This is a genomic window from Sulfurospirillum tamanense (assembly GCF_016937535.1).
GTDB lineage: Bacteria > Campylobacterota > Campylobacteria > Campylobacterales > Campylobacteraceae > Sulfurospirillum_B > Sulfurospirillum_B tamanense.
The window spans coordinates 20769-47767 of sequence record NZ_JAFHKK010000015.1 but is presented as its reverse complement, the minus strand read 5'-3'; the positions used below and the strand labels follow the sequence as shown (position 1 = coordinate 47767).

General features: G+C 45.3%; 29 protein-coding genes. 14 read left to right on the top strand and 15 right to left on the bottom strand.

Annotated elements, in window-relative coordinates:
• Positions 1-72: 72 nt before the first annotated feature.
• The 3 genes from JWV37_RS07810 to JWV37_RS07800 are packed head-to-tail and all read left to right on the top strand — an operon-like array spanning position 73 to position 2169.
• Entirely contained in the window at positions 73-1125 is a 1053-nt protein-coding gene (locus JWV37_RS07810) for a DUF8341 domain-containing protein (RefSeq protein WP_205459231.1), read from the top strand.
• On the top strand, positions 1122-1643 hold the full coding sequence (locus JWV37_RS07805) for a hypothetical protein (protein ID WP_205459230.1): 522 nt from the start codon (positions 1122-1124) through the stop codon (positions 1641-1643). Before JWV37_RS07810 ends, JWV37_RS07805 begins: the two co-directional genes overlap by 4 nt.
• The gene (locus JWV37_RS07800) at positions 1636-2169 is read left to right on the top strand and encodes a hypothetical protein (RefSeq protein ID WP_205459229.1); all 534 of its coding nucleotides are present in this window, start codon (positions 1636-1638) and stop codon (positions 2167-2169) included. The genes JWV37_RS07805 and JWV37_RS07800 overlap by 8 nt, the downstream gene beginning before the upstream one ends.
• On the opposite strand, the gene tilS is transcribed toward JWV37_RS07800, so the two are convergent.
• The 3 genes from tilS to panC are packed head-to-tail and all read right to left on the bottom strand — an operon-like array spanning position 2144 to position 5241.
• A complete protein-coding gene (gene tilS / locus JWV37_RS07795; protein ID WP_205459228.1) occupies positions 2144-3130 on the bottom strand; it encodes a tRNA lysidine(34) synthetase TilS in 987 nt (328 codons plus the stop codon). The genes JWV37_RS07800 and tilS overlap by 26 nt on opposite strands.
• The gene (rimO, locus tag JWV37_RS07790; RefSeq protein ID WP_205459227.1) at positions 3105-4418 is read right to left on the bottom strand and encodes a 30S ribosomal protein S12 methylthiotransferase RimO; all 1314 of its coding nucleotides are present in this window, start codon (positions 4416-4418) and stop codon (positions 3105-3107) included. The genes tilS and rimO overlap by 26 nt, the downstream gene beginning before the upstream one ends.
• Position 4419: 1 nt before the next feature.
• Positions 4420-5241, bottom strand: a complete 822-nt coding sequence (gene panC, locus JWV37_RS07785; protein WP_205459226.1) for a pantoate--beta-alanine ligase — start codon at positions 5239-5241, stop codon at positions 4420-4422.
• 67 nt (positions 5242-5308) lie between these two features.
• Here panC and prfB point away from each other — a divergent pair, with 67 nt between their 5' ends.
• Together prfB and JWV37_RS07775 are read left to right on the top strand one after the other, a co-directional pair.
• Positions 5309-6415 carry a peptide chain release factor 2 gene (gene prfB / locus JWV37_RS07780; protein WP_205459248.1) on the top strand — a complete coding sequence of 369 codons (1107 nt, stop codon included), beginning with the start codon at positions 5309-5311 and terminating at the stop codon, positions 6413-6415.
• On the top strand, positions 6412-6738 hold the full coding sequence (locus JWV37_RS07775) for a hypothetical protein (protein ID WP_205459225.1): 327 nt from the start codon (positions 6412-6414) through the stop codon (positions 6736-6738). Before prfB ends, JWV37_RS07775 begins: the two co-directional genes overlap by 4 nt.
• 70 nt (positions 6739-6808) lie before the next feature.
• Here the strand turns inward: JWV37_RS07775 and JWV37_RS07770 are convergent, their stop codons facing one another.
• From JWV37_RS07770 to JWV37_RS07755, 4 genes are all read right to left on the bottom strand, one after another.
• The gene (locus JWV37_RS07770; protein WP_205459224.1) at positions 6809-8380 is read right to left on the bottom strand and encodes a DNA polymerase III subunit gamma/tau; all 1572 of its coding nucleotides are present in this window, start codon (positions 8378-8380) and stop codon (positions 6809-6811) included.
• A gap of 195 nt (positions 8381-8575) precedes the next feature.
• Entirely contained in the window at positions 8576-9337 is a 762-nt protein-coding gene (murI, locus tag JWV37_RS07765; protein WP_205459223.1) for a glutamate racemase, read from the bottom strand.
• Positions 9338-9339: 2 nt separating this feature from the next.
• Complete coding sequence (gene rho, locus JWV37_RS07760) at positions 9340-10671, bottom strand: transcription termination factor Rho (protein WP_205459222.1); 1332 nt, start codon at positions 10669-10671, stop codon at positions 9340-9342.
• A 186-nt stretch (positions 10672-10857) separates the two neighbouring features.
• Complete coding sequence (locus tag JWV37_RS07755; RefSeq protein ID WP_205459221.1) at positions 10858-11253, bottom strand: hypothetical protein; 396 nt, start codon at positions 11251-11253, stop codon at positions 10858-10860.
• A 92-nt stretch (positions 11254-11345) separates the two neighbouring features.
• Here JWV37_RS07755 and JWV37_RS07750 point away from each other — a divergent pair, with 92 nt between their 5' ends.
• Complete coding sequence (locus JWV37_RS07750) at positions 11346-13763, top strand: heavy metal translocating P-type ATPase (RefSeq protein ID WP_205459220.1); 2418 nt, start codon at positions 11346-11348, stop codon at positions 13761-13763.
• A complete protein-coding gene (gene ccoS, locus JWV37_RS07745) occupies positions 13760-13993 on the top strand; it encodes a cbb3-type cytochrome oxidase assembly protein CcoS (protein WP_205459219.1) in 234 nt (77 codons plus the stop codon). The genes JWV37_RS07750 and ccoS overlap by 4 nt, the downstream gene beginning before the upstream one ends.
• Positions 13994-13998: 5 nt before the next feature.
• On the opposite strand, the gene JWV37_RS07740 is transcribed toward ccoS, so the two are convergent.
• Complete coding sequence (locus JWV37_RS07740) at positions 13999-14298, bottom strand: c-type cytochrome (protein WP_205459218.1); 300 nt, start codon at positions 14296-14298, stop codon at positions 13999-14001.
• Positions 14299-14413: 115 nt separating this feature from the next.
• On the opposite strand from JWV37_RS07740, the gene gmhB reads away from it, so the two are divergent.
• From gmhB to JWV37_RS07705, 7 genes are all read left to right on the top strand, one after another.
• On the top strand, positions 14414-14914 hold the full coding sequence (gene gmhB / locus JWV37_RS07735) for a D-glycero-beta-D-manno-heptose 1,7-bisphosphate 7-phosphatase (RefSeq protein ID WP_205459217.1): 501 nt from the start codon (positions 14414-14416) through the stop codon (positions 14912-14914).
• Positions 14915-15003: 89 nt separating this feature from the next.
• Positions 15004-15984 carry a lipopolysaccharide heptosyltransferase I gene (waaC, locus tag JWV37_RS07730; protein WP_205459216.1) on the top strand — a complete coding sequence of 327 codons (981 nt, stop codon included), beginning with the start codon at positions 15004-15006 and terminating at the stop codon, positions 15982-15984.
• Positions 15977-16867: a lipid A biosynthesis lauroyl acyltransferase gene (locus tag JWV37_RS07725; RefSeq protein WP_205459215.1), complete on the top strand. Its 891-nt coding sequence runs from the start codon at positions 15977-15979 to the stop codon at positions 16865-16867. Before waaC ends, JWV37_RS07725 begins: the two co-directional genes overlap by 8 nt.
• Entirely contained in the window at positions 16854-17936 is a 1083-nt protein-coding gene (locus tag JWV37_RS07720) for a glycosyltransferase family 4 protein (RefSeq protein WP_205459214.1), read from the top strand. Before JWV37_RS07725 ends, JWV37_RS07720 begins: the two co-directional genes overlap by 14 nt.
• The gene (locus JWV37_RS07715; RefSeq protein ID WP_205459213.1) at positions 17933-18919 is read left to right on the top strand and encodes a glycosyltransferase family protein; all 987 of its coding nucleotides are present in this window, start codon (positions 17933-17935) and stop codon (positions 18917-18919) included. The genes JWV37_RS07720 and JWV37_RS07715 overlap by 4 nt, the downstream gene beginning before the upstream one ends.
• The gene (locus tag JWV37_RS07710) at positions 18919-19791 is read left to right on the top strand and encodes an NAD-dependent epimerase/dehydratase family protein (RefSeq protein ID WP_205459212.1); all 873 of its coding nucleotides are present in this window, start codon (positions 18919-18921) and stop codon (positions 19789-19791) included. Before JWV37_RS07715 ends, JWV37_RS07710 begins: the two co-directional genes overlap by 1 nt.
• The gene (locus JWV37_RS07705; protein ID WP_205459211.1) at positions 19788-20615 is read left to right on the top strand and encodes a glycosyltransferase; all 828 of its coding nucleotides are present in this window, start codon (positions 19788-19790) and stop codon (positions 20613-20615) included. The genes JWV37_RS07710 and JWV37_RS07705 overlap by 4 nt, the downstream gene beginning before the upstream one ends.
• Here the strand turns inward: JWV37_RS07705 and JWV37_RS07700 are convergent.
• The 7 genes from JWV37_RS07700 to JWV37_RS07670 are packed head-to-tail and all read right to left on the bottom strand — an operon-like array spanning position 20602 to position 26998.
• A complete protein-coding gene (locus JWV37_RS07700; RefSeq protein WP_205459210.1) occupies positions 20602-21822 on the bottom strand; it encodes an O-antigen ligase family protein in 1221 nt (406 codons plus the stop codon). The two genes, JWV37_RS07705 and JWV37_RS07700, sit on opposite strands and share 14 nt — an antisense overlap.
• A complete protein-coding gene (locus JWV37_RS07695; protein WP_240332102.1) occupies positions 21819-22883 on the bottom strand; it encodes a glycosyltransferase family 4 protein in 1065 nt (354 codons plus the stop codon). The genes JWV37_RS07700 and JWV37_RS07695 overlap by 4 nt, the downstream gene beginning before the upstream one ends.
• Positions 22880-23887 (bottom strand): dTDP-glucose 4,6-dehydratase, encoded by a 1008-nt coding sequence (gene rfbB / locus JWV37_RS07690; protein ID WP_205459209.1) that lies wholly within the window; start codon positions 23885-23887, stop codon positions 22880-22882. The genes JWV37_RS07695 and rfbB overlap by 4 nt, the downstream gene beginning before the upstream one ends.
• On the bottom strand, positions 23884-24756 hold the full coding sequence (gene rfbD / locus JWV37_RS07685) for a dTDP-4-dehydrorhamnose reductase (RefSeq protein WP_205459208.1): 873 nt from the start codon (positions 24754-24756) through the stop codon (positions 23884-23886). Before rfbD ends, rfbB begins: the two co-directional genes overlap by 4 nt.
• On the bottom strand, positions 24749-25360 hold the full coding sequence (gene rfbC / locus JWV37_RS07680) for a dTDP-4-dehydrorhamnose 3,5-epimerase (protein ID WP_369407667.1): 612 nt from the start codon (positions 25358-25360) through the stop codon (positions 24749-24751). The genes rfbD and rfbC overlap by 8 nt, the downstream gene beginning before the upstream one ends.
• Positions 25326-26216: a glucose-1-phosphate thymidylyltransferase RfbA gene (gene rfbA, locus JWV37_RS07675; protein ID WP_205459207.1), complete on the bottom strand. Its 891-nt coding sequence runs from the start codon at positions 26214-26216 to the stop codon at positions 25326-25328. The genes rfbC and rfbA overlap by 35 nt, the downstream gene beginning before the upstream one ends.
• A complete protein-coding gene (locus tag JWV37_RS07670) occupies positions 26213-26998 on the bottom strand; it encodes a glycosyltransferase family 32 protein (protein ID WP_205459206.1) in 786 nt (261 codons plus the stop codon). The genes rfbA and JWV37_RS07670 overlap by 4 nt, the downstream gene beginning before the upstream one ends.
• Position 26999 lies beyond the last annotated feature (1 nt).

Sequence of the window (26999 nt, the reverse complement as noted above, 5' to 3'; positions counted from 1 at the left end):
AAAATAGTTTACCATATGCTTAAACGATTCGCCTTTTAAAAGAGGTGGGATGTGGTCTGCAAAAGGAGAGAGATGCCGTTTGTTCCTCAACGTTATTTTTCCAACCTCTTTGTTGCTGTTGTAATTGAAAATAGCCAATGTCACCTATTGGCAAAAGTCATTAAAAATGGTAAAACAAAGCGGACCTACGAAGCAGCGTTTGATAACCCAGACCCCGATAGATTAGATTATAAGATTATAGAATACATTAAACACAAGGAAGCAGATTGCCTTGATATGTATGTGGCTTATTTTTTAGATGCTATGGGGCAGGGCGTTGTGCCCACTGCGCATGTTGCTGAATTTGGGCGCTACAGTGTTGATGCAAAACACGTACGTCAAATTAAAATGGACGATGATTGGTCTGTGTATGCCTCCTATATTGAAGTTAATTGGGCACAAGGTTTGTTTGATAACCTAGGCCTTGATTTGCTCTATTCGCCGTTCGTTCTTCTGCATAAATGTGTTAAAAAAGAGGGTTTTCCAGCGCGCCCAACCCTTTACATGTATAACCACCAAGACTCTTTTGCTATCGCAATTTACAAAGGCACTAAAGTGCTTTTTGGTGCCTTCTTTCGCACCACGGGCGATGAAGAGCAAAAACTAGATGATGGGCTAGAACCAAACGAATGGGAAGAGGCGGAAGAGGAAAAAGGGGTTGAAAATCTTGTTCAACTCGATGAGATTGACGACACAGAGGATTACCAAAGCTTGGATGATTTGGATGATTTGGACAGTGTCGAAGCAATGGTTAGAGATGAGGAGGATGGCGAACAAAGCTTTGATGAGGGCTCCTTGCAGGATATAGATGTGGAAAAAAGCGCCAAAGATTCAGAGCATTCTATGGCCTTGTTTGGACGTAGTATGCTTATGTATAAATACATCAAGTCTTCTATTGAAGAGTTTTATCAAAACCCAAATTATGAAAGCGACTTTATTGAAGATATTGTGATTTTTGATAATTACGAGACGAGTCAAACGGTTTTTGATATGTTGGAAAATGAACTGTTGGTGCGTATTGAATTACAAAAAATAAAGACACTGGAGCTGATGCTTGAAATGGCGCAAAAGGATGTGAGGCTATGAGTTACAGTTTTATTGCCCCTAAGCCTAAACCACTGTTTTCGCTTTTTTCTAAAATTTGGTTGGTATTCATTGGATTGACGCTTTTTTTGATGGCTGTGTTTAATTTTTTTATTATGTACAAGATTGGCGCTTTTCAATCTCAATCGCGCCAACTTGTGGAGTTGCGAGAAGAGTATCGTGCTAAAATCGAATCTAGCGAAGCGCAAATTGCGTTTATTGAGCATCAAAAAGCCATCGCTGAGGGCATTTATGCCTCCAATGACATTTTGAGGGAAAGTATTAAAAACCTTTTTGACTTAGTGCCAGACCAGATCACCCTTTCGCGGGTAGTGATGGAAAAAAATGCCTTAGTAATTTATGGAAAAACACCTTCTAAAGAGACTTATAATTTCTTGCTCGCCTCGCCTTTACGCTCCATTTTTCATGCTTCAAATACCGTGTTTTACTTGGATAACGACGGGTATTATCGCTTTGTTTCAACCAATAAAATTATCGATTCGGCGGGCTTCAATGAATAGATTAGATAAAAGCCTCGAAGAGTTCGATCTTATTAAATTGCTTATATTTTTGCTCTTGTTTTTGGCGATGAGCCTTTTTATGGTCTTGGCATTTATTGTGCCCAACATCAAAGAGCACAAGCGCGAGAAGGCTTCCTATGGGTACGAGCTCGTGACGACCGGGCGGGTTGAAACCGTCTTGCAAGAAAAAGAATCACAACTTCAAGCGTTGCGTGTGGAAAATCGAAAGGTGATTGAAGCGTTTGTGAGTCGCTTTGACGAAGAGCGTTTTGTGCGTTTTGTGAGCGAGTTTTTTGAAGAGGTGAGTCTGGCACGCTTGGAGCAAAAAGAGCACGAAGAGGATTTTGTGATGTATGAACTTAAGGTGACTTCCTTGCTTAAAACCCCTTCGAAATTTTACGAATTTTTGGAAAGCTTGAAGCGCTATGAGGGGATTGTAAAGGCAGACTTTCCCATTGAGATGCGTGCAGAAGGGGGTTTAATTCACGCAACCTTTAATATTAAAGTGTTTGAATTAAAGCGCTAGGTGTGATGTTTTTGGTGTACATGTAAGGGCGAATGAGGGGTGGAATCCCCGCTTTGCGGCAGGCTTCTTTAAACGGTTTTGGCATGGGCGTTTGCACAAAAGGCGCTACAAAAACCGCTTTTTGCGTCCATCCCACGGCCACGCGCCCGCCGATGACCCCATCTTTTTGGTCGATTGCGTTGCGTTGGGCTTGGCTCATCACGATACCCAAATGTTTCGCCGCTTTATCCACAAGACGCAAAGCCAAGGGCGTGTTTTTGGCGACAAAGAGCTCTTCTGCGTGATGGGTGAAGGTGCCCTCCAAGAGGGCCACATCGTTAGCTAAAAAACGAAATGTATTTAAAATCCCCCCGCTGTATTCTTCTAAAAGTGGTCTTGCAAAGCGCGCGCGAAAGCGGTTGCGCAAAAAAGCAGGGTCGTCGTTAGAAGCATCAAGGCAATAGGGCAGGTTGTGGGCGTGTAAAAACCCTTTGAGCGAGGCTTTAGTGTGTTCTAAAAAAGGACGCACAAGGCGAAGGCCTTCCCGCGACTCTTGCGCTTTAAACCCTAAAAGTTCTACCGCTCCCGCTCCTTGGCACAACTGCATCAAAAACCATTCAAGGCGGTCATCTAATTGGTGGGCGGTTAGCAAGGTGTCAAAACCGTGTGATGCGGCAAGGCGCTCGAAAAAGTCGTAGCGCGTTTTTCTGGCGCGGTGTTCAAAATTGCTAGGGGAAAGCTTACATGTAAGGAAATGCGCCTGAATGTTGTGTTTTTTGCACAGCGCTGCCACGTGGGCCTCTTCGGTGTCGCTTTGGGGTCTGGTTTGATAATTAACATGGGCAACGCTAAAAGCAATGCCCTGATGCAACAGCGTAAAAAAGAGGGCCGAGGAGTCCACACCGCCTGAGAACGCCAAAAGGTTATGGGAGGTGCGCAGCCCCTCTAAGAGGGATTCAGGCAGGTGCGGTAACGGTTGCAAGCAGCTTGTCTCCCGCGCGTTGGGTGATGGTGGCGTGGTAGGTTTTACCCACTTCTAACGCCCCAATGTCCGAATCATTAATAAGCACTTCGCCGTCGATTTCAGGAGCCCATGTTAAATCTCTTGCTCCCATAAAGAGTTTGTGTTCGCTACTTTCGCCCTCGATGAGCACCTTGGTCTGGGTGCCAATTCTAGCCTCCAAGCATGCTTCAACCGTTTTACTTACCAGTTTTTCAAGGGTTTTAAGGCGTTTGTTGAGGGTTTTGGTGTCGATTTTTTCTTCCATGCCATAAGCAAGAGTCTCTTCTTCGTCTGAGTAAGCAAACACCGTGACGCGGTCAAAAGGGAAACTCTCTAATAATAACCGCACTTCTTCAAATTCTGCCTCACTCTCTCCTGGGTGTCCTGCGATGATGCTGGTGCGCACAAAGGAGTTGGGCAGGGCGCGCATGGCAAGGAGTTGTTCTAGGATGCGCGCTTTTCCCGCCCCTCGGCGCATGCGTTTGAGCATAGGGTCGCTGATGTGTTGGATGGGCATGTCAAAGTAGTTGTGAAACAAAGCCGACGCGCCAATACGGTCAATTAGGGCATCAGAGGTGGTGGAGGGGTAAAGGTAAAGAATACGCGCGCTTTTTATGCCTTCTATGGCCTCAACTGCGTCAATAAGACCAATTAGCCCATCGTTAATGTCATGGTCGCGCAAGTACGAACTGCTGTCTTGCGAGAGGAAGCTAAAGTCGTAAAAACCTTGAGCGACAAGGTGGGTTACTTCGGCGACGATGTCTTCAAGGGAGCGGGAATTGAGCTTGCCTTTGAAGCCTGGAATCGCGCAAAAACTGCACTGTTGGTTACAGCCTTCGGAAAGTTTGATGTACGCGTGGGCGTTGGAGCCAGTGATGACGCGGTCATAAGTGTCTTGGAGGTACACGCGTGGGCTAAAACGGCTCTCTTTTTTGGCAATGATTTCATTAATGCTGCCATAATCCCCCACGCCTGTAAAAAGGTCCACTTCGGGAAGTTCTCTCATGAGGTCTTCCCTGTAGCGTTGGGTTAAGCATCCTGCGACAACGAGCAAGGAGCCTTCTTTGCGCGCTTCGTGAAGCTCAAAAATGGTGTTAAGGCTCTCTTCTTTAGCAGGTCCGATGAAACCGCAAGTGTTGACGATGAGCACATCAGCGGTGCTTGGGTCGTTGGTGAGTGTGTAGGCTTTGAGTTTGCCAAGCATGATTTCACTATCGACGAGGTTTTTGTTACAGCCTAGTGAGACAAGGTGAAGGGTTTTTTGCATGTTATATCCAGAGGTTATCAATGAGTCGCGTCGAGCCGACATAAGCGGCGATGGCGATGAGGGTATTGCCAAGTTCTACGCGCTCTAGGGGCGTAAAATCTCGGCGTAAAACGCGGGCGTACTCTACATGTAAAGGGGCTAAAGTTTCTTGCATAGTGCGCTCTAGAACCTTGGCGTGAAACTCTTTTTGTATCACAAGGCGGGAGGCGTGTTTGAGGGCCTTGGAAAGTTTGAGGGCCTCTTGGCGCTCATCGGGTGAGAGATAGACGTTGCGGCTAGAGAGGGCAAGGCCGTCTTCTTCGCGCACAATGTCGCACGGGACAATGCTCACAGGCAAAAAGAGGGTGCGCACCATGTTTTGGATGAGGTAGAGTTGTTGAGCGTCTTTTTTGCCAAAATAAGCATGGGCGGGTTGGGTGAGGTTAAACAGCTTAAGCACCACGCGCAACACCCCATCAAAGTGGCCAGGGCGGCGCAATCCTTCAAGCATGTAACCCAGGGTGTCGGGCGCACAAAGAATGGGCTCTTCAATGCTGTACATGGCGGTAGCTTGGGGTGTAAACACGGCGTCTACGCCAGCAAGGCGGCACAGTTTTAAATCGGCCTCTTGGCGCCTTGGGTAGGTGCTCAAATCTTCCCCGGGTAAAAATTGGGTAGGGTTGACAAAAAGGGAAACCACGGTGTGGTCATTTTCAGCGATGGAGCGTTTAATCAGCGAAAGATGCCCGTTGTGGAGTGCGCCCATGGTGGGAACAAACCCCACGCTTCCTTGTAAGGTTTGGCGAAATTGGGCGAGTTCTTCGGGTTGGGAAACAATTTTCATTTTAGCGACTTTACAGTAGAATGGGTTTTTAAAAGGAAGACATTATACCAAAAAAACGGGAGTGCCTTTGGATCACTACGAATACACAGAATTGTTAAAAAAACTGACCAAAAAAGTTACCAACATCGCTCAAATTATTCAACCCGAAGTTCTCAAAAAACGGATTGAAGAGATTGAAGCACAAGAACAAGAGCCTGCTTTTTGGGAGGCGGTTGAAACGGCCGCAGTGCTACAAAAAGAGAAAACCAAACTTGCTGCGATGCTCAAAAAATACCGCAAAGCCAAAGCGGCCGTGGAAGATGCCAAAGACCTCTTTGAGATGGCTTCAAGCGAACAAGACGAAGAGACCCTAAATGCGCTCATTGCCGATGCCTCAGGTCTTGAAAAAGCCACGACAGCACTGGAGGTTTCCATGATGCTTAGTGGTGAGGACGATGGCAAAAATGCCATCGTTTCCATTCATCCAGGTGCGGGAGGTACGGAGTCTCAGGATTGGGCGAGTATGTTGTACCGCATGTATTTGCGTTGGGCGGAACGCATGGGATTTGGGGTGGAAGTGCTGGATTATCAAGATGGCGAAGAGGCGGGCCTTAAGGATGTGAGTTTTATCCTCAAAGGCGACAACGCGTACGGGTACATGAAAGCGGAAAATGGCATCCACCGCTTGGTGCGCATCAGCCCTTTTGACTCCAACGCCAAGCGCCACACCTCCTTTTCTTCGGTGATGGTGAGTCCCGAGGTGGATGATGATATTGCCATTGTCATTGAAGATAAAGAGATTCGTGTAGATACGTACCGTTCGAGCGGGGCGGGTGGGCAGCATGTCAATAAAACCGACAGCGCTATTCGCATCACCCATATTCCCACTAACATCGTAGTGCAGTGCCAGAACGACCGTTCTCAGCACAAAAACCGCGCTAACGCCATGAAAATGTTAAAGTCCCGTTTGTATGAGTTGGAGCTTGAAAAACAGCAAGCGGAAAAAGACGGGGTGGCAAAGAGCGAGATTGGGTGGGGGCATCAGATTAGAAGTTATGTGCTAGCGCCGTATCAGCAAGTTAAAGATACCCGCAGTAACATTGCTTACTCGCAAGTGGATGCTATTTTGGATGGCGATATTACCAAAATGATAGAAGATGTTTTAATTTCACAACAAAGTAAAGGAGACGTATGACTTCAGAAGCACTGTTAACACAGCTTGGCTATAGCGTGAGCGAAAGCTCTTTGGCGCAAATCGACCGCGTGATTCAAAACACCGAGGGGTTTGAACACATTGGAAAGCATTTGGTGACTTTGCATGATCACTTGCAGTCGCACCTTTCGTTTGTAGCGCTTTCGAGTAACAAAGATTATTTTAAAATCAAAAACATGGCCGCTGAGCCAGAACTTCAAGAAGAAGTCAACGAAATTATTTACAAATGGGCTGAAAAATTTAAAGTCCAACTAGAGAAAGTTTCCAACAAAGAGACCTTTTATATTTTAGGCTTTAAAAAGTAACCCACGTTATACCTTACATGTAAAGCTTTACATGTAAGGCGCTTTTAAATCAAATCTTTTGCATGTAAAGCTAAATTTTGGGTCGAATTTGAATTTTTTTAGGACTGAAAAGCTCTTGCGCTTTTTGCACAAAAGGGTCGTTTAGTACCTCTTTAGCATCTAACTCTTTTTTGTTTTCCTCATAAGGAGCACTCACGCATCCTTGTGTCGCACCTTCTTCGGGAATTTCTTTTGTTGGCGGCGTCAAGGGCTCTGGCTCATTTTGGGGGAGTGCTTCGGGTTTTTCTTGGGTGATTTTGATGGTTGTTTCGAGTCCAAATACTTCTTTAACAAAATGCTTGATGATGTTTGAAGCATTGCGCAAGTGGCCACGACACCCTTCGTCTGCGTAGGAAGCGAGGGTTAATTGGCCCTCTTCAAAACTGACAAAACGAATCTGCTTTTCAAAACAAAGCCCCAAGTCATAATCGCGGTCAAAAAGTTTTTCTACGAGTTGTTCGTAGCCGCTTTTGGAAACAACAGGCGCGGCTGGCATGGGCGCGGCCGCAACCTGAGGCGCTTCAAATGGGCGAAATTTTTCACTTTCCAAAGAGGCTATCATTTCATCGATAGTTTTAATGTTGAGGGCTTCAAGCATTTTGAAAAAGACAAGACTGAGGACAAAACCGCTCTCAGCGTTGATAAATAAAAGCTGTTTAGCTTCGCTTAAAATGCGGAAAAAACGCTCACAAATAAGAGTAGAAAAACGGCTGTCTTGCTCCAGAAAACGCTCTTTTAGATAAGCAATAAGCTCATCAATTACCACTTCGCATTCGTGGCTTTCAAGCTCTTTGATGGCGTCTAAAATTCCTTTGCGGTCTTCTTCAAAAACCATTTCAAAAATTTCTTCTAGGCGGTCTGGATCGAGCAACCCAAGCATGGAGGCCACTATATTGGGCTTAACGTGACCCTTGGAAAAAAGAATAGCTTGATCTAGTAGAGTTAGTGTGTCGCGCAAAGAACCGTTACCCGCGCGCGAAAGCATTTCAAGGGCTTCGACTTCATAAGCGATGTGTTCTTGATTAAGGATGTGGCTAAGGTGGTGGACGATGTCGCTGCGTGAAATTTGCTTAAAACGAAAATGTTGCGTGCGCGAAAGGATGGTCGCAGGTAGCTTGAGTGGGTCGGTGGTGGCTAAAACAAACTTCACATACTCTGGGGGCTCTTCGAGGGTTTTAAGTAGCGCGTTAAAGGCTTCGCGGGTGAGCATGTGCACTTCGTCGATGATGAAGATTTTAAAGGCGGCGATGCTTGGACGGTATTTAGTTTGTTCGATCAAATCGCGAATGTCATCGATTTTTCGGCTACTGGCTGCGTCCATTTCGATGATGTCGATGTGGCGGTTTTCATTGGCCATAACGCAATTGGGGCACACTTCACAAGGGGTAGGTGTCGGACCTTTTTCGCAGACAAGGGCTTTGGAAAAGATGCGTGCGGTGGAGGTTTTGCCGCTTCCGCGGAGGCCTGAAAAAAGATAAGCATGGGAGAGGCGTTTGGCGCTTAAGGCTTGAATGAGTGTTTGGGTAATGGCCTCTTGTCCAATGAGCTTGTCAAAGGATTTTGGGCGGTATTTTAGCGCTAAAACTTGGGATTTTTCGGGCACGATAAACTCCTGAATGCACAAAGCGAATGGGGAGATTGTACTGGATTTTTGATTAAGCTTTGGTATAATGGGCAAAATTTTATAACGAAGGAGCGAGTAATGAAGCAGGTAATTTTAGCAACACTCATCGCGCTTGGTGTTGGTGCGGCTTTGAGCGGGTGTGAGCGCAATGACTACCAGCACCCCATGCATCGCTCAAAGTAGCATTCCTTTTTCTAAACCCAGCCAAGTTGCCGCTACTTTTTTAAGTCCCTCGGGATTTTCAGTAGCAAAAAGCTTGAGTTGGGTTTTTTGCTTCTGTTTTTCTAGCGTCAAATGCCCCTCAAGATGTTCTACAATCGCTTCGCCTGAGTGAATTAAAAGTGCTTTTGGAAAATAAGCCCCAATAGCGTCTTTAATGAGTGGAAAATGTGTGCATCCTAAAATGATGACATCGGGGGCTTGGGCTAAGTCTTTAAAGTAATAGTGCATCGCTTGTTCAAGAATGGGTCCATTGAACAATCCTTCCTCAACAATAGGCACAAAAAGAGAAGGCGCAAGGGCTGTAATGTTTGCAAAACCATACCCTTCGAGCAAGTGTTGGTATTTGCCACTGTTGATGGTGGCACGTGTCCCTAAGATGAGAATATGCGCATCTTTATTGGTGATGGTGTTGTGCACCGCAATGGCGCCAGGCTCAATAACCCCAAAAACAGGAAAAGGTGCCTTGGCGCGAAGTTCTGGGATAGCATAAGCACTAACGGAGTTGCATGCGCAAATGAGGGTATCGATGTCGAAGTTTTTGAAAAACTCCACCGCTTCGAGAGAGTAGCGAATAATGGTGTTTTTGTCTTTTACCCCGTAAGGTACCCGCGCGGTGTCGCCATAATAAATGATTTCATCAAACAAACGGTGTTCAAGGAGGCTGCGCACAACACTCAAGCCTCCTACGCCGCTGTCAAAGACACCTGCGCGCACGGTTAACCGTCGTTTAAAGCAGCCAAAAGCTCTTCATTGTTGGCAGTTTTAAGCATTTTGGCGTAGAGGAACTTCAGGGCTTCCACGTCATCCATTTGGCTAATGGCGGTACGGATGGCCCAGATTTTTTGCAAGTTATCAGGTGAGAGCAACAACTCTTCTTTGCGGGTTCCAGATTTCATAATGTTAATAGCAGGGAAAATGCGTCGGTCAGAGATATTGCGGTCTAGGACGATTTCACTGTTGCCTGTGCCTTTGAATTCTTCAAAAATCACTTCGTCCATGCGGCTGCCTGTTTCAATCAGCGCGGTAGCAACGATGGTCAAGCTTCCGCCAAATTCGATGTTTCTTGCCGCACCAAAAAAACGCTTAGGCTTGTGAAGCGCGTTAGCGTCTACCCCACCACTAAGCACTTTTCCGCTAGAAGGTGTAACGGTGTTGTAAGCACGCGCTAGGCGGGTAATGGAGTCAAGCAAAATGATAACATCTTTACCCATCTCTACGCGCCGCTTGGCTTTTTCAATGACGAGCTCTGCTACGCGCACGTGGTTGGAGGCGGGTAGGTCAAAAGTGGAACTGTATACCTCTCCATTGACACAGCGTTGCATGTCGGTGACTTCTTCGGGGCGCTCATCCACAAGTAAGACGATGAGTTCGGCTTCGGGGTGGTTTTTGGCGATAGCATGCGCTAGCTCTTTCATGAGTTCCGTTTTACCACTGCGCGGGGGCGCAACGATGAGTCCCCGTTGTCCTTTGCCAATAGGCGCAAACAAATCAAGCATCCGCCCAGTGAGTTTCATGGGGTCAAATTCAAGTTTTAGCGCTTCAGTAGGATAAAGAGGTGTGAGGTTGTCAAAGAGTGGGCGCTGTTTGGATTCTTGCATGGGCAAGTAATTGATAGCCTCGATTTTTAAAAGAGCATAATAGCGCTCTTGGTCTTTAGGAGGACGCACTTGACCCGTGACAATGTCGCCGGTGCGTAAGGCGAATTTGCGAATTTGCGTACTTGAAACATAAGCGTCATTAGGGCTTGGGGTAAGGTTGGAGTCGGTGGCGCGTAAAAAGCCGTAGCCTTCCGAAGACATCTCAAGGATGCCCGTGAACAAAATAAACCCACCCTTGGAGGTTTGGGTTTTTAAAATCTCAAACATTAAATCTTGGCGTTTGAGCTCTTGAGGGTTTTCAACGCCGGCTTTTTCGGCAATCTCTAGGAGTTGTTTTAAATCACGTGTGCGTAAATCTTCGATTCTGTAGCCCTCAACAGGGATGTGAGTGCGTTGGTTTTGGGATTTGGTATTTGACTTACCGTTTCCCGTGGTGGTGCTGTCGCCCATGGTTCCTTCTTTTTGCTTGGTTTGTTGGAGTGGTTACCGGTTGCTATGTAGCGATAATGGTGCTTGCCCGTTTGTTGCACGGCGTTAGAGTTGGTGTGCGAGAAATAAGTTCGGGGCAAAGTGAGAAGTTTTGGACACGTATTCGGTTAACTTCGGGTGCAATTTTATACTAAACCCCCTTTCTTGTCAAGCGAAGGCCAAATAAAAAAGTACAACATAGATAGCAAGAGGTACAAGTTTTAATATCAAGGGAAAAGGTTGATCAGTCCAAACAAGGACGCCATAAGGCCCTAGGTCTTTATGTTGAGAAAGACGGTCTAAAAAAAGAAGCTTAATCACAATGTCAACCCCTTTGATTCCCAAAAGTAGCCAAGCGGCAAAGGTGTATGCGTTAAAAAGCATCATGCATAACAACACAAAATAAAAACTAGGATGCAGAGCAATAAAAAGGAGAATATGACGCTGGTAGACACGCAGTAACGTTGTAAGATATTGGCGCGTAGAGCGACCTTGCTGCCACAAAACCTCAAAAAGTTCAAAAAAAACAAGTGCCAACAAAAGGGCAGAAAAAGAGCTGTTCATGGGGCGAATTTTAGCATAAATATGGGTTTTTAGGTCATCCTGAGGAAAGCTACATTATAATTTCACTTTAATTTACATGTAAAGATTGCACCATGTCCAAACGTCGATGTGACCATTGCCAATTGTTGTACGAAGAGGCCGTATTGCTTTGTGATGAAACCTTTAAAGAGGCACGTTTTTTTTGTTGCAAAGGGTGTCAAGGGGTATTTCACTTACTTCAAAGTGAAGGACTTGAGAGTTTTTATGATAAATTGGGCGGTCAATCCATCGCTCCTCCTGAAACACCTACTTCTTCAGGGCTTGAAAAGTTTGATCTGGAGAAGTTTAAAGAGTGTTATATTAAGATTAATGACGAAGGTTTTTGTGAGATTTCGCTCATTATCGAGGGGATTCATTGCGCGGCGTGCGTGTGGCTCAATGAAAAGGTGCTCTTCCAAAAAGAAGGGGTGTTGGAAGCGAGCATAAACGGCACCAGTCACAAGGCGAGGATTGTGTGGGACCCTGAAACCACGAGCCTTTCAAGCATTATCCAGACTATTCGTGCCATCGGGTATAACGCCCATCCTTACGATCCAAAACTCCAAGAAGAACACGCTAATGCGGCCAGACGCGAATACTACTCACGCCTTTTGGTGGGGGTTTTTGCTACGATGAATATCATGTGGATTGCCATCGCCCAGTACGCGGGGTATTTTACAGGGATGCGTGGTGACATCAAAAGCGTGCTTAATTTTGCGGAGTTTGTGCTAGCAACGCCCGCGCTGTTTTACACCGGTTGGGTGTACTACCGTGGAGCGTATTATGGGTTTAAGCACGGGTATGTAAGCATGGACACGCTCATCGCTACAGGAGCAAGTTTGGCTTACGGATTTTCGCTGTACGCGATGTTTTCGGGCAATGGTGAGACTTATTTTGATTCAGTGACCATGATTGTAACCTTTGTGTTTGCAGGAAAATACCTCGAAGTACTTACCAAGAAACGCGCGGTTGATACCTTGGATGCCATGATAGGTTCCTTGCCTACAGAGGTCATGGTGATTCGGGGCGAGGAAAAAATACTCTTACATGTAGAAGAAGTGCAAGCGGGCGATGTGATTGAAGTGCGTCCTGGCGAGAAGGTAGTGATTGATGGAGTGGTGCTTAGCGGTGAAGCGTCGTTTGATGAATCAAGCCTCACGGGTGAGAGTGAACCTAAACTCAAAGGCCAAAAAGAGGCGATTTTGAGCGGGTCGATTTGCCTTGATAGTGTGGTGCGCTACGAAGCAAGCGCGACCCATCAAGGTTCTATCCTTTCTAAAATCGTGACCCTTTTGGAAGTGTCTATGACCAAAAAACCCCGCATCGAACAGCTGGCCAATAGCATTGCGGGGAAATTTTCTTTGGTAGTGTTAAGCATTGCACTACTCACGTTTATCGGGTGGTTTGTCGCTACGGGCTCTTTTGAAACGGCACTGGTAGTGGCGATCTCGGTGATCGTGATTGCGTGTCCGTGCGCTTTGGGCTTGGCGACACCTGTGGCGACGTTGGTGGGACTTGGTGTGGGAGCGCAAAAAGGAGTGCTGTTTAAAGAGGCAAGCTTTTTGGAAAACATGGCCAAAAGTCGCGTGTTGTTGCTGGATAAAACAGGCACACTCACCGAGGGACGCCCCAAGGTGAAAGAAGCCTGGATAGACCCTGCGTGCGAAGTTGATGTGCTCTTCGCGCTCCTTGGCACCTCGTCCCATCCAGTAAGTCAAGGAGTGCGAGAGTATTTGGAAGAACATACCTTAGCACTCAAAGAGGCAACACTTTTGGATGTGGAAGTGGTGGAAGCCAAAGGGGTGCAGGCTAAGTGGAAAGAACACGCCATTGCGGGGGGTAGTGGACGGCTTATGGAGGAGCTTGGGATTGCGCATGAGCGCGTTGGGGCGACCCATTATCTGTTTAGTTGCGATGGAGTCGTGTTGGCGCGTTTTGCTTTGGAGGATACGCCTAAAAAAGACGCTAAAGCTGTGTTGGCGCATTTGCAAAAGATGAACATTAAAGTAGAAATGTTAACGGGCGACAATGAAACTGCCGCGTGGAAAGTGGCGCGCGAAGTAGGGATAACGCAGGTGCGCCACTCCTTATTTCCTCACGAAAAAGCCGCAGTGGTAGAGGAATACCAAGCCAAAGGCGTGCACGTGGTGATGGCGGGGGATGGCATTAACGATACCTTGGCGCTTTCGCAAGCGGATATTGCCATTGCCATGGGCGAGGGGGCGGATGTGGCGGTGAGTGCTAGTGATGTGGTGTTGTTGAATGATTCTTTAAAAAGCCTTGAAGATGCATTTTTGGTTTCGCGTAAAACCTACCGAACCATCAAGCAAAACATTGGCTTTTCCCTTTTGTATAATGTCACCACAGTGCCTTTGGCGGTCTTGGGGTTTGTGAATCCGATGATTGCAGCGATTTCCATGTCGCTAAGTTCGTTGGTGGTGATTGGAAATGCGATGCGTATTCGCACCATGCTAAAAAAAGGAAAACAATGAGCGGTGGATTGGTGATGGTGATGGTGAGTGTGTCGATTGGATTGGGTGCGGTTGCATTGCTGGCACTATTGTGGGGGCTTAGGACGGGACAATTTGATGACCAGAGTAAGTTTATTAATGCGGTGCATTTTGATGATGAAGAGGCGTTGCGGGATGCGGCGATGATGGAGCAAAAGAGAAAAGAAGCGCAGGAGAGAAGAAAAAACTCGGGCAAAAAAATGCCCGAGTAACAGGGTTATTTGGCAAGACTTTCGACGTATTTTGAAACGGCTTCAATTTCCGCGTCACTGAGGTTGGCTACTTGGCCTTTCATGAGGTTTTTCATAGGACCGCCGTACGTGCCGTCTTTATAGCCCTTGAGGGCTGCGATTTGTTTGTCTGCTGCCCAGCCTGCAATGACTTCAGATTTGCCAAGGGCTTTTTTCTCTGCACTGGCTCCGTGACAGGAGATACATTTTTTGTAAACCGCCGCGCCATCAGCAGCTACCAAAGAAGAAACACCTACGACCAAAAGTGCGAAAAGTACTTTTTTCATTACACCACTCCAATCAATAAAAATTTTCCATTATTATAATGAAGTTGCCTTTGTGTGAGCTTATTGCAACGTATTAAAAGCTAGGGTATAATCCTTACATGTAAAGGAAATTGACGTGAAAAAAGCACTTTTTTTAGACCGTGATGGGGTGATTAATGAAGACAAAGGATACGTTTCTCGTATTGAGGATTTTGCCTTTTGTGCAGGGGTTTTTGAAGCCTTGCGCACCTTTGAGGCGCGGGGGTATTTGCTCATCATTGTGACGAATCAATCAGGCATCGGGCGGGGGTATTGCACCCAAGAAGCTTACGAAATATTAACGGCATGGATGCTTGGAGAGTTTCAAAAAAATGGCGTCACCATTGCCAAAGTGTACCACTGTCCCCATGCGCCAGAAGAAAAATGTGAATGCCGCAAGCCGCGTCCTGGCATGTTAAAAGAGGCCATTGAAGAGTTTGGCATCGACCCTGCGCGTTCGTGGATGGTGGGCGATAAGCTTAGCGACATGGAAGCGGGCAAGAATGCAAGGGTTGAGAAATGTTTGCTGGTGGGTTTGAAAAGTGAAGACTACCCCAGTGTCGGGTCGCTGCATGAGGCACTTGGAGTGATTGATTAACATCTTTTTTTGTTTGGGTTTTGTAAAATAAAGGCTTTTGAAACCCCAAAGCTTACATGTAAAGAAGATATTTTATGAAAATCGCCCTAGTGAAACTTTCTGCCCTTGGTGATATTGTGCATGCGAGTATTGTCTTGCAAATTATCCATGCCCATTTTCCTGATGTGCAGGTTGATTGGGTGGTGGAGGAGCGGTTTGCACCTTTGCTAGAAGGCCACCCACTTTTGCGCCAAGTACATGCTGTGTCACTTAAAAAAGCCAAAGGTTCTGTGAAAAACGCATGGCGGCAATGGCAGGTTTTGCGAGCACTAAAAAGAGAAAACTACGACATGGTGATTGATTTGCAAGGATTAATCAAATCCGCCGTGGTGAGCAGGGCGCTTGGCGGTAGATGCGTGGCTGGATTTTCGGGGCGTTCGACTCGGGAGTGGCCTGCGAGTTTATTGTATGACGTTCGTGCAGTGGTGGCCTATGAGGAAAATGTGATTGTGCGCAATGTAAAATTGGTCTGCGAAGCACTCAAACTCCCTTTTGACAGGCGTGCCATTGACACCAAAGCCCCTTGCCTTTTCTCAAAATCCCCTTTACATGTAACGCTTGAGCAAACGCCCCCCAATGTGTTACTTGTGTTAGGGTCAAGCTGGCCCAGCAAGGTTTACCCTAAAGAAAAAATGGCCCTTGTTGCCGAAAGGCTAGAGAGTGCTTCGGTGTGGTTGTGTTGGGGAACTGCGGCAGAAGAAGAGATGGCCCAGTGGATTGCGGGGCATACGCACGCGCAGGTTTTGCCTAAACTTTCCTTGCCTGAGCTTGTGACTTTGGTGGAACAATGTGCTTTAGTGATTGGGCCAGATAGCGGGCCTACGCACGTAGCTTGGGCGCAAAATCGCCCTAGCATCACCCTGTTTGGGCCTACGCCAAGCGCGCGCAATACCTACACAACGCCGGTTAATGTGACAATAGACTGCGGTAAGAAAATTGATGCAAAACGCTTAAATAAACACGAAATGTGTATAAAGACGATTGCGCCTGAGACCATTGTGGCCAGGGCAAAGGAACTGCTGCATGGATAAGATGTATTTAGCACTTTTTTATGGGTTTAGGACATTGGTGCGCTGGGTACCCTTTGAGGTACTAAAACCCTTGTTGCACGTCTTGGCAGATGGTGTAAGGTGGGTAAATAAAAAACACCGACGTATCATTCGTATCAATTTGGATTTGGCTTATGGGGAGAGTATGGACGAGGCTGAAAAAGAGCGGATTTTAAAGGCGTGCTACCGCAATCTTGCACTCAACGGGGCAGATTTCATCCGCAACCAAAACAGTACTAAAGAAGAGATTTTAAGCAAAGTTACCTTTGTTAATGAGGGTGTTTTAAATGAGGCACTTGCCCAAGGAAGAATTTTGGTGTTTCAGACGGCCCATTATGGAAATTGGGAATTGGTGCCTTTAGCGTTGGCGGCAAAATACGGACCCCTAAGTGGTGTTGGCCGTCCGCTAGACTCCCGCGCAATGAATGAAATCGTGCGCTCCAACAGAGAGCAGCTAGATATCGAACTCATCGACAAGCGCGGCGCGATGCGCCCCATGCTAAAAGCAGCCAAAGCAGGGAGAAACTTGGGATTGCTTGTAGACCAAAGTACGGGTTCCAAGACTGGGGTATTGGTGGATTTTTTTGGAAAAAAAGTGCGCCATACGCCAGCGGCTAGCATTATTGCAAGGCGCGTTAATGGACTTATCGTGCCCGTGTTTATGACAACAGTTGACCATCAGCATTTTACCCTGACTTTTTACCCATCCATTGAAGTGGCTAAGACCGAGGATATGGAAAAAGACATCTTGGAAGCCACCCAAGCCCAAGCGTGTGTCACCGAAGAGGCCATCCGTGCTAAGCCCGATGAGTGGTTTTGGTTTCACAAACGCTGGAAAGGGGAGCATGCTCATGCGTACATGTAAAGAAGATGTACGCATTTTAGAAGTGTGTCTTTCCCCTGACCTTGGGGGGTTGGAGCTGTATGTATTGCGTTGTGCCAAGCACTTTAAAACAAGTATGGTTATAGCAAAAGATTCAAAGTTAGCAGGATATCTTGAGGAAGAAGACTTAAAATATGAGAAAATTGGCAGAAAAAATCCTTTTGCATTAGCTAAAATTATTGATACATGTAAAGCAGATGTTTTACATGTACACTGGACAAAAGACCTTTCTGTGGCTGTTTTTGCAAAGCTTTTCTCTCACCAAAAACCAAAGATAATCCAAACAAGACACATGCATATGACACGGTTTAAAGATGATATGTATCACCGATTTTTGTACCGATATATTGATGGGATGATTGCGGTGACCAAGCGCGTGCATGAGCAGATTGAGGCTTTTGTGCCCCAGTCGGTACGACCAAAGGTTTTTACTTCGTACATCGGCGTAGAGACGCCGCAGATGTTGACGCCTGAAGCGGCGATGGAGTTGCGGCGCGCTTATGGTCTTGATGGGGGCTTTGTGGTAGGTATTTTTGGGCGCATTGAGCCAGCCAAAGGGCAGCATGTGGTACTTGAGGCGGCAGAGCGCTTGCGCCAACAAGGGCTGGAGGTCAAGACTCTCGTGGTCGGCGGGGCGATGGATAAGGCTTATGAGAAAAAACTCCAAGAGCGTTTTTGCAAAGACGTATTTGTGGGGTTTAGCCATGAAGTTGGCGCGCTAATGCAAGCATGTGATTGTGTGGTGCTTGCCACTGAAAAAGAGACGTTTGGGCTGGTGCTCGTGGAGGCGATGCATGCGGGCGTGAGTGTGCTTGGAAGCAACAGCGGAGGACCCCAAGAGATCATCGAAGATGGGGTGAGCGGAGTGTTATTTGAGCCCATGAGCGCGGAAGATTTGGCAAAGAAGCTGGCAATGGTCTTGGGAGATGGGGAGCTGCGAAGCAAGTTGGCCCAAGGGGGCCAAATGCGCGCAAAAGCTTGTTTTGATGCGGTGAAGCAGTTTAGGGAAGTCAGGGGAATGCTAAAAAACTATCAGGGAAAAGAAAAATGAAAATACTCTATATCAATACTCCATCTTTTGATTATGTTCAGGATTTAACCTATAGCGGGCTTGTGAAAGAGTTTGGTTTAAGCAATGTCATAGATTATAAATGGAATAAAAAATTTCACATTCCCTATAAAAAATACCCAAAAAACAATGGCTACATGAAACACTCTTTTTTTCAAACCCTGTTTAGAAGTGTTGACTTTAAGGCGGTTGACTATGTGTTTGTTGGCGCATGCAAAGTGGAAGCCTTTGAAACGTACTTGGAAGTTGTGGACAAAATTCCAGCCTCTACTCCTGTTGTATTTATAGACGGTGGCGATGGAAATAAGGTGGGCGTGGACTTAACGACATACGGAAGACCTGAGCTGTACGAACAGGCAATCCAGAAACGCCCATTTGATATCATTTTTAAACGAGAATACTTGATTGGTGGAGAGTATGCTGCTAATGTGTTTCCACTTCCAATGAGTTTTAATTTAGACAGACTTCCTGATATCGGACCCCTGAAAAAGTATGATTTCTCTTTTTGGGCAGTGGAGTCCGACCCTGTGCGCTCTAAGGCTTTGGAAATGCTTGAAAATGTTTTTGATTGCAGGGAAAACGGAACATATAAAAATCAGAAAATGAGTAAGTACAAGCGCAAAGGGGAGTTTTATTTGCAAGAATTGGCAGCATGTAAAGTTGTGCTCAACTTAAGGGGCGGCGGATGGGATACCATGCGCTACTGGGAAGTTCCTGCGGTAGGGAGTTTTATGCTAAGCCAAAAACCAGGGATTGTAATTCCTGATAATTTTGAAAATGAAAAAGAGATTGTTTTTGCGCAAGATGACTTATCTGACTTGTTGGAGTTGGGAGAGTACTATCTGAAGCATGAGGAAAAGCGCGAATCAATAGCAAAGCAAGGGCATCAAAAGCTTCTTGCTTGTCATACGGACACAAAAAGGGTGGCGTATATTTTTAAAAAAATTAAAGAGATGGGAAAATAATGAAAAGAAGAATTCTTGTAACAGGTGGCGCAGGGTTTATTGGCTCAAATTTATGTGAAAGACTTGTTGAAAATGAAAAAAATGAAGTTTATTCTCTAGATAACTATTTTACGGGTAGCGAGAAAAACCATATAGAGGGAGTGAAATACATCAAAGGGAGCACCGCGGAAGTTTCTGAACTTATTGATTTTGCACCTGACGTGATTTATCATTTGGGAGAGTATTCGCGCGTAGAGCAAAGTTTTGATGACATAGAAACGGTGTGGAGATTCAATAAGGATGGAATTTTTAGTATTTTAGAGTTTGTGCGCAAAACGGGTGCAAAGTTGATTTATGCGGGAAGCAGTACAAAATTTGGAGATGGGGGGCTGGGGAGAAGTCAGAGTCCTTATGCATGGACAAAGGCTTCCAACACAGAATTGGTTGAGAATTATGGAAAATGGTTTAATATTCCCTATGCCATCGTCTACTTTTATAATGTTTATGGAAAGCGAGAAATTGCCACGGGCAAATATGCTACTCTAATCGCTCTTTTTGCAGAAAAAATGCGCAAAGGGGAAAGCCTCACCGTGGTAAGCCCTGGCGCTCAAAAAAGAAACTTTACCCATATTGATGACATTGTTGATGGTCTTGTCTTGGTTGGCGAACATGGCTATGGGGATGAGTTTGGTATTGGCAGTCCTGAGAGCTATAGTGTTCTTGAAATCGCTCAAATGTTTGGCGGCCCAATAGAAATGCTACCCCAGAGACAAGGAAATCGCATGAGCGCTGATGTGGTTACTGATAAAACAGAAGCCCTTGGATGGAGTGCTAAGCGAAGTGTGCGCGAGTATATTGCTACGCTACAATCTGTAAATTGGGTATTGAAATGAGAGTCAGTGTTGTTGTTGCTGTATACAAAGATGTGCAAGCGTTAAGCCTCATTGTTGAGGCTTTAAAACAGCAGACCTATAAAAATTTTGAAGTGGTGGTTGCAGAAGATGGGCAAAATGAAGCCATGGAGAAGTATATAAAAAGCATTCAGGGACTTAGGGTTAAACACACAACACAGGAAGATTTGGGTATTCGCAAAACGCGTTCTTTAAACAACGGGATTATCGCCAGTGAGGGCGAATACTTGATTTTTATTGATGGCGATTGTGTTCCTTATAGCACTTTTATTCAAAACCATGTTGCTTTGGCAGAAGCAGGAGTGGTGCTAAGCGGAAGAAGAGTAAACCTCGGACCAAGATATTCAGCAATGCTTAGAAGTGGCAAAATTTCTTCCTTAAGACTTGAACGTACCTTTGCTTTGAGGTTTCCACTCATAGCGCTTGATTGCAAGGAAAATCACAGCGAAGATGGGTTTTGTTTTTCACCCACAGGCCTTGTATATCGAATGTTTTTAAGCAAGCGAAGAGCAAGTACTGGGCTTTTAGGGTGTAATTATTCTTGCTTTAAGAAAGACATGATGGCAATTAATGGGTATGATGAGGGGTATGGAGAAACAGCCGTTGGTGATGATACAGACTTGGAGTGGAGATTTAGGACCTATGGATGTGAGGTTAGGTCTGTTAAAAATGTTGCCAATGTTTTTCACCTTTATCATTCCAGAGGATTCCGAAACTCAGTGGATTCCACTGAGGCTCTTGAGCAAATGCGCTTAAATAAAGCTAACGGACTTTTTGAGTGCAAGAGTGGAGTCAAGCAGCACTAGGGGGGCGTATGCAACCTATGGTTATCAGGATAAAGACAAGCATGTAGATGTTGTTGAAAGGCTTCATTAAAAGCAAAATATCTCCGAGTGAATTTATAAACACGAAAGAGAAAAATATAATTCCAAGGCTTCCAAAGATAGTTGATTTTGAACATTTTCTCAAGAGTGCATAAATGCCTAATAAAAATACCATATATCCTATTAGCCCAAATTTTGTCAAATAGTCAAGATGTTGATTGTGGAAGGAGCGTAGCCATGTGGCTTCGCTTGGATGCTCTTTGGTGTAATCTATAAAAGCATCAATGTTGTCCCCTACTCCCACGCCAAAGAGTGGCTCTTGTTTAATGATGTGTGCAGAGGCATACCACATATATGCCCGCTGTCCCCAGCTCCCAGCAAAATGTTTTTCTTCTATGTGTTGTAACTCTTTAAAACCTTGTGCAAATCTATCGAATTGTGATGTTTGGGAAAAAAGAAGGAAAGCTATACTTGCAATTCCCAAAAAAGCTAAAGATATTTTTAAGTTTGTAAAAATGTATTTTCTATAAACAATGGCTAAAACCACAATGGTACCCAAAAATGCCAATTGACTGGCACGTCCTTGGTTTATAAATAAACCAATTGTGCAAATCGCAAAACAGGCGAGGAAAAAAACCTTGGATTTTTTGCTTGTTGCAAAAAAGAAAGCAGCCATTGCTAAAAGCGAACCCAGCCCCATGTAAGCAGTTACTACTGCGTACGCTAGATGTCCTTTGGGGTCTCTTGGAGAAGAAGAGGGAATGTGAATTATGTCAAGGAAAATCATGAGAGAAAGCACACCATAAACACTAAAGCTAAAAATAAGAACATACATTCCCCAGAGGGCATCTTGGCGAGAAAGAGCTGTAAAAAGTATGGGTACCATAATCCAGTAGTATTTATAAAAATTGAGTGTCGAATCAATTCCAAAAGCAATGTTCTGGGACCAGAGCAAGGAGCCGTAAGCATACAGAAGAAAAAATATCAATAGTACAAGTGGAGTGGTGTGAAAAATATTTTTAAGTTTTGAAAAATAGCCTTTTTTCCGCCCAATAATCATCCACCAAATGAGTAAAATAATACTAAGAAGACTCATTTGTCCATTGTTTATATTCCAAGGCATTAAAAAAATAAACAGAAAAACAAAGCCGATAAAAGGATTTTCTTTGGCACGGGAAAGGATGTTCATCGTAATAGCTCCAGATATTGAGAAATTTCCCTTTGGGGCGAGAAGAGCTTTTTTGCAAGCTCGTGATTATGCTGATTTTTGTTGTGAAAAACATTATTTGAAATTAAATTCATGAGCGCTTCTTTGAGGGCGGGCAAGTTTTTATTTTCCACCATTTGAAAATTAAAGCCCAAAGATAGAAGTTCTGGAAAAGAGGTATTATTGAAACAAATACAAGATAAACCAGCACTAAGCGCCTCAAGAAAAGCATTACCAAGGCCTTCTCCGTGGCTTGGAAAAAGAAAAATATTGGATTTTTCTAGATATTCATCGATATTTTTTGTAAATCCTATAAGCTGAATATTGTTTTTATAAGGAAGTGAGTTTAGAAGAGAGGTAAATTCTTTTTTGTAGCCATCCTCAAAACCACCAATAATATAAAATATAAAATCTATATTATTTTTATAAAGAATATCGCATGCAAGTAGTGCATCGGCTTGACCTTTCCCTCGGGCTATTCTTCCCACATGGAGAAGTGTTGGCAGACGAGGAGAATCTACTTGCTTTGCCTTGATGTCCACTGATAAATAAATCAATACAGATTTTGCATTTTTTCCAAAAGGAACAATAAAGTTAACATTGTTTTGGAGGTGTTGACAGATGGAAACATGATAATTCACTTTGCTGTAGATGAGTCTATGAAACCAATCTTTTTTTGGGTTACTTTTTGTTGTTCCATGTCTAACAATAAGGTTGATTTCGAGTCCGAGAAAAGCAAAATATAAAGATTTTAGTTCACTTGCTCCAAAAAATATTACATTGACAATATTGTGCTTTTTAATAATTTTTCTAACATTTACAATGATTGATAGGCTCAGTGAATGGCGAAACTGGACTGTTTCGACCGTGGCTTGTGGCGCGCTGAGGTGGTCGCGAAAAGTGTTCGCAATGTACCCGTCTTGTTTGGCTATAACAGTAATTGATGTGTGCGGGTAAAGCTTTTTGGCTAATTTGATTGTATCAATCTCCATGCCTCCAGAGTTTGGCGAGAGGCAAATAATGGCTGTATTGAGTTTTTTCAAGCAAGCCTCTTTAAATACCACGCTACCGTCTTCACAATCCCACTCTCGAAGTCTTCATCGGCTCTCCAGCCAAGTTCAGTTTCGATTTTAGTGGCGTCAATGGCATAGCGTCTGTCATGTCCTGCGCGGTCTTCTACGAAAGTAATGAGCTCTTTGTAGCTTCTTTGGCTTGGGTGTATGTTGTCTAGAATCTCACAGATAGCATGGACGATTTGCAGGTTCGTCCTTTCGTTTCTTCCGCCAATATTATAGGTTTCTCCCGCTTTGCCTTTGTGAAAAGCCAAATCAATGCCCTTGCAGTGGTCGAGCACATACAGCCAATCTCTGACGTTTTTACCATCTCCGTAAATGGGGATAGGGCTGCCTTGCAAGGCATTGCGGATAATGGTGGGGATGAGCTTTTCATCGTGCTGTTTGGGGCCATAGTTGTTGGAACAATTGGTGATGACCGTGTTGAGCCCATAGGTGTGGTGGTAACTGCGCACAATCATATCGCTTGCGGCTTTGCTGGCGCTATAAGGAGAATTTGGCGCATAAGGGGTGGTTTCAGTAAAGAGTCCTGTTTCACCTAGGGTTCCATACACTTCATCGGTGCTGATGTGGTGAAACCTAGCGTGCTCCAATCCCGCTTTACATGTAAAGGGTTTTTCCATCCAGTTTTTATAGGCCACATCCAGCAGGGTAAAGGTGCCATTGACATTGGTTTCGATGAACACGCCAGGGTTTTTGATGGAGTTGTCCACATGAGACTCAGCGGCAAAGTGGATGACACCTTCGATGGGGTAGGTTTCAAAAAGATGTTGTACTAAAGAGCGTGAAGTGATGTTGCCTTCCACAAACACATGGCGGGGGTGAGTGGCAACTTCTTGGAGGTTATCCAGAGTGCCAGCATAGGTAAGGGCATCGAGACTGATGAGTTTGGTGTCTGGATGGGCGTCTAGGAAGTAGGGCACGAAGTTGGAGCCAATGAAGCCAGCGGTGCCAGTGAGTAAAAGGTGTTTCATGAGCGTCTTTCTCCTAATGCGTTTAAACAAGCGTCCAAACTGTCTTTCCAGTAGGGCACTTCAATGCCAAAGTCACGCTTGAGGGCTTGTGTGTTTAGTACGGAATAATGAGGCCGTTTGGCGGGGGTGGGGTACTCTTTTGTTTCGATAGGATTGACACGGCAAGGTAGCTTTGCCATGCGCATAATCTCTTTGGCAAAATCAAACCAACTCACCACGCCTTCATTGGTGTAATGGTACATTGTAGGCGAGGAAGTTTGGATGCGTGGCAAGAGGTCTAAAATCATGTTTGCCAAGTCTTTAGCGTACGTGGGTGAGCCTACTTGGTCATACACTACCCCAAGACTTTCTCGCTCTTTGCCAAGGCGCAACATGGTTTTGACAAAGTTGTTCCCAAAAGAGGAGTAGACCCAAGCGGTGCGGATGATGAGGGTGTTTTTTGGGCTTATCTCTAAGATAGCCTGCTCTCCTGCTAATTTGGTCTGCCCATAGATAGTTTGGGGGTTTGGCGTGTCGGTTTCGGTGTAAGGTTTGTAGTGCTTGCCATCAAACACATAGTCGGTGGAAAGATGCACTAGGGCGATGTCCAACGCTTTACATGTAAGGGCAAGATTGCGCACACCCAAGTGATTAACATGTTGCGCTCTTTGTGCGTCTGTTTCAGCCTTGTCCACGGCCGTGTAAGCGGCGCAGTTGATAAGATGGGTGATAGCGTGAGCCTTACATGTAAGGGTAAGGGCACTGGCATCAGCGATGTCCAACTCCTCTTTACATGTAAAGACAAAACGATGCTTGGGATAAAAGGCGTACAAGGCGTTGATTTCGCTACCCACTTGGCCGTTCGCGCCCGTGACTAAGATGTTAGCCATAATAATTTACCCCGTAAGAAAAGAAATCTTTGGCCTCGTTGAAGGAGGGCTGGGTGGTGTCTTTGGCGGAGAGTTTAAGGGCTTCGTGGGGAAGTTGCCAGTCGATGCCAAGATTTGGGTCGTTATAAGCAATGCCTCGGTCATTTTCGGGACTGTAGTAGTTATCTACCTTGTAAGCAAAAACAGTCTCTTCCTCTAGAACGACGAAGCCATGGGCAAAACCACGGGGGACGAGAAGTTGGTGTTTGTTGGCTTCGCTAAGGCAGACGCTGACATGACGCCCAAAGGTTGGGCTGCCTTGGCGAATATCTAGGGCAATATCAAGCACACTTCCTTGGATAACACGGACCAGTTTGGTTTGGGCAAAAGGAGGAAGTTGGTAGTGAAGGCCACGCAACACGCCCTTGCTAGACTTGCTTTCGTTGTCTTGACAAAATGCCACCGAAAATCCCAAAAAAGACGCAAGGGCGTCTTGACGGAAGGTCTCGACAAAATACCCGCGGTGATCACCGTGCACGGTTGGCTTAATCAAAACAACATCAGGGATAGCAGTGCGTACAAATTCCATCTTAGCGTACCCCCCGTGGATGATTGGCGCGCTCAAGGAGGTATTGGCCGTATTGGTTTTTACGCAAAGGTTCTGCAAGAACCAAAAGCTGTTCCTTGGAGATATACCCCATTTCGTAAGCTATCTCCTCAATACACGCCACCTTTAGGGCTTGCCGGTTTTCGATGGTTTGGATGAATTGGCTCGCTTCAAGGAGGCTCTCGTGGGTGCCTGTGTCTAGCCACGCGTAACCGCGCCCCATGAGCTCGACTTTAAGGCGTTGTTCCCCTAGATACATTTCATTAAGCGTGGTAATCTCAAGCTCCCCTCGTTCACTTGGCTGTACTTCTTTGGCTTTTTTAACAACATCGTTAGGGTAAAAATAGAGTCCGACCACGGCGTAATTTGATTTTGGTTCTTTGGGTTTTTCCTCAATGGAGACCACATTTCCCTTGGTATCAAAAGCGGCAACCCCGTACCGTTGGGGGTCTTTGACGTAGTAGCCAAACACAGTCGCTTTGTTTTCTTGCTCAACGTTTTTAACGCTTTGGGCTAAAAGATGAGTGAGGCCATGGCCGTAGAAAATATTGTCCCCCAAGACCAAACACGCATCATCACTCCCCAAGAAGGCTTCTCCTAGGATAAACGCTTGGGCAAGGCCATCAGGGTTGGGCTGGGCCACGTAAGAAAAGGCCATCCCAATACTCGACCCATCGCCCAAAAGCTCTTCAAAACGGGGCAAATCATGGGGTGTGGAGATGATAAGCACCTCTTTAATACCTGCAAGCATCAACACAGAAAGAGGGTAGTAAATCATCGGTTTGTCATAAATAGGGACAAGTTGTTTGCTGACGCCCTTGGTGATGGGGTAGAGCCTTGTGCCACTGCCGCCTGCTAGGATGATACCTTTCATTCTAAACCCCCTTGCTTTAAAAGTTCATCTTGCTTTTTATGTGTCCACTTCCCTTTTGGTTTATCGATATACTGGAAGTGTTCGTTGGTGAAGCTTCCTTGAATGCAAGTGATTTTACTATGGCGATGATTTACCATACTTTCTCCAATTGCTTTGTTGAGGGCTGTTGGACCAGTTAAATCATAAACGCCACCCCTTACATCTTTTTTTTCGATATTTTCCACAATAATCTCTAACGTTTTTGCCAGATGAGGATTGTTGGGCGCAGTGGCAATGAAATAATTACTGTAGTTGTGTTTGGTCATCAAAATAACTTCGCTGTCTTCAGGCCGAATCATTTTTGACAAAGGCCATACCGCATGCGCATCGATGTCCATATACACGCCACCCGTGTGGTTAAGCACAAAAATCCGCCAAAAATCCGCCTGGGCCGCTCCGTCAGAGAGTTGCTCAAAAGCTGAAATAAAACGTTCTGATGCGTGCTGTTTAATGAACACTAATCGCTCTTCAGTGCTCACATAGCGGTACTCAAAATCGTATCCCATGAGGCGATTAAAGAGGTAATTGGCATATACAGGAAGGCTAACGCGGTTGGTGTAATTGGTCTGCCAGATGATTTTAGGAATGGCACTTTTGTGTTTAGAGGTGCATAAAGGTGTCGCATGTGTAGGGATAGTAAAGCGTTTTTTTGGAAAAAGAGTATGGAATGGATACGCAAGAGTTTTTACCACGGTGCCCAAGATTTTTTCCAAACGGTTTGCAACAATAATCCAAAACGACATA

Bases quoted from the DNA above. Each gene is read 5' to 3' on its own strand.
- JWV37_RS07810 (WP_205459231.1), top strand. From the start codon at position 73: ATGCCGTTTGTTCCTCAACGTTATTTTTCCAACCTCTTTGTTGCTGTT.
- JWV37_RS07805 (WP_205459230.1), top strand. From the start codon at position 1,122: ATGAGTTACAGTTTTATTGCCCCTAAGCCTAAACCACTGTTTTCGCTT.
- JWV37_RS07800 (WP_205459229.1), top strand. From the start codon at position 1,636: ATGAATAGATTAGATAAAAGCCTCGAAGAGTTCGATCTTATTAAATTG.
- rimO (WP_205459227.1), bottom strand. From the start codon at position 4,418: ATGCAAAAAACCCTTCACCTTGTCTCACTAGGCTGTAACAAAAACCTC.
- panC (WP_205459226.1), bottom strand. From the start codon at position 5,241: ATGAAAATTGTTTCCCAACCCGAAGAACTCGCCCAATTTCGCCAAACC.
- JWV37_RS07775 (WP_205459225.1), top strand. From the start codon at position 6,412: ATGACTTCAGAAGCACTGTTAACACAGCTTGGCTATAGCGTGAGCGAA.
- rho (WP_205459222.1), bottom strand. From the start codon at position 10,671: ATGGGCGACAGCACCACCACGGGAAACGGTAAGTCAAATACCAAATCC.
- JWV37_RS07755 (WP_205459221.1), bottom strand. From the start codon at position 11,253: ATGAACAGCTCTTTTTCTGCCCTTTTGTTGGCACTTGTTTTTTTTGAA.
- JWV37_RS07750 (WP_205459220.1), top strand. From the start codon at position 11,346: ATGTCCAAACGTCGATGTGACCATTGCCAATTGTTGTACGAAGAGGCC.
- ccoS (WP_205459219.1), top strand. From the start codon at position 13,760: ATGAGCGGTGGATTGGTGATGGTGATGGTGAGTGTGTCGATTGGATTG.
- JWV37_RS07740 (WP_205459218.1), bottom strand. From the start codon at position 14,298: ATGAAAAAAGTACTTTTCGCACTTTTGGTCGTAGGTGTTTCTTCTTTG.
- JWV37_RS07725 (WP_205459215.1), top strand. From the start codon at position 15,977: ATGGATAAGATGTATTTAGCACTTTTTTATGGGTTTAGGACATTGGTG.
- JWV37_RS07720 (WP_205459214.1), top strand. From the start codon at position 16,854: ATGCGTACATGTAAAGAAGATGTACGCATTTTAGAAGTGTGTCTTTCC.
- JWV37_RS07715 (WP_205459213.1), top strand. From the start codon at position 17,933: ATGAAAATACTCTATATCAATACTCCATCTTTTGATTATGTTCAGGAT.
- JWV37_RS07710 (WP_205459212.1), top strand. From the start codon at position 18,919: ATGAAAAGAAGAATTCTTGTAACAGGTGGCGCAGGGTTTATTGGCTCA.
- JWV37_RS07705 (WP_205459211.1), top strand. From the start codon at position 19,788: ATGAGAGTCAGTGTTGTTGTTGCTGTATACAAAGATGTGCAAGCGTTA.
- JWV37_RS07700 (WP_205459210.1), bottom strand. From the start codon at position 21,822: ATGAACATCCTTTCCCGTGCCAAAGAAAATCCTTTTATCGGCTTTGTT.
- rfbB (WP_205459209.1), bottom strand. From the start codon at position 23,887: ATGAAACACCTTTTACTCACTGGCACCGCTGGCTTCATTGGCTCCAAC.
- rfbD (WP_205459208.1), bottom strand. From the start codon at position 24,756: ATGGCTAACATCTTAGTCACGGGCGCGAACGGCCAAGTGGGTAGCGAA.
- rfbA (WP_205459207.1), bottom strand. From the start codon at position 26,216: ATGAAAGGTATCATCCTAGCAGGCGGCAGTGGCACAAGGCTCTACCCC.
- JWV37_RS07670 (WP_205459206.1), bottom strand. From the start codon at position 26,998: ATGTCGTTTTGGATTATTGTTGCAAACCGTTTGGAAAAAATCTTGGGC.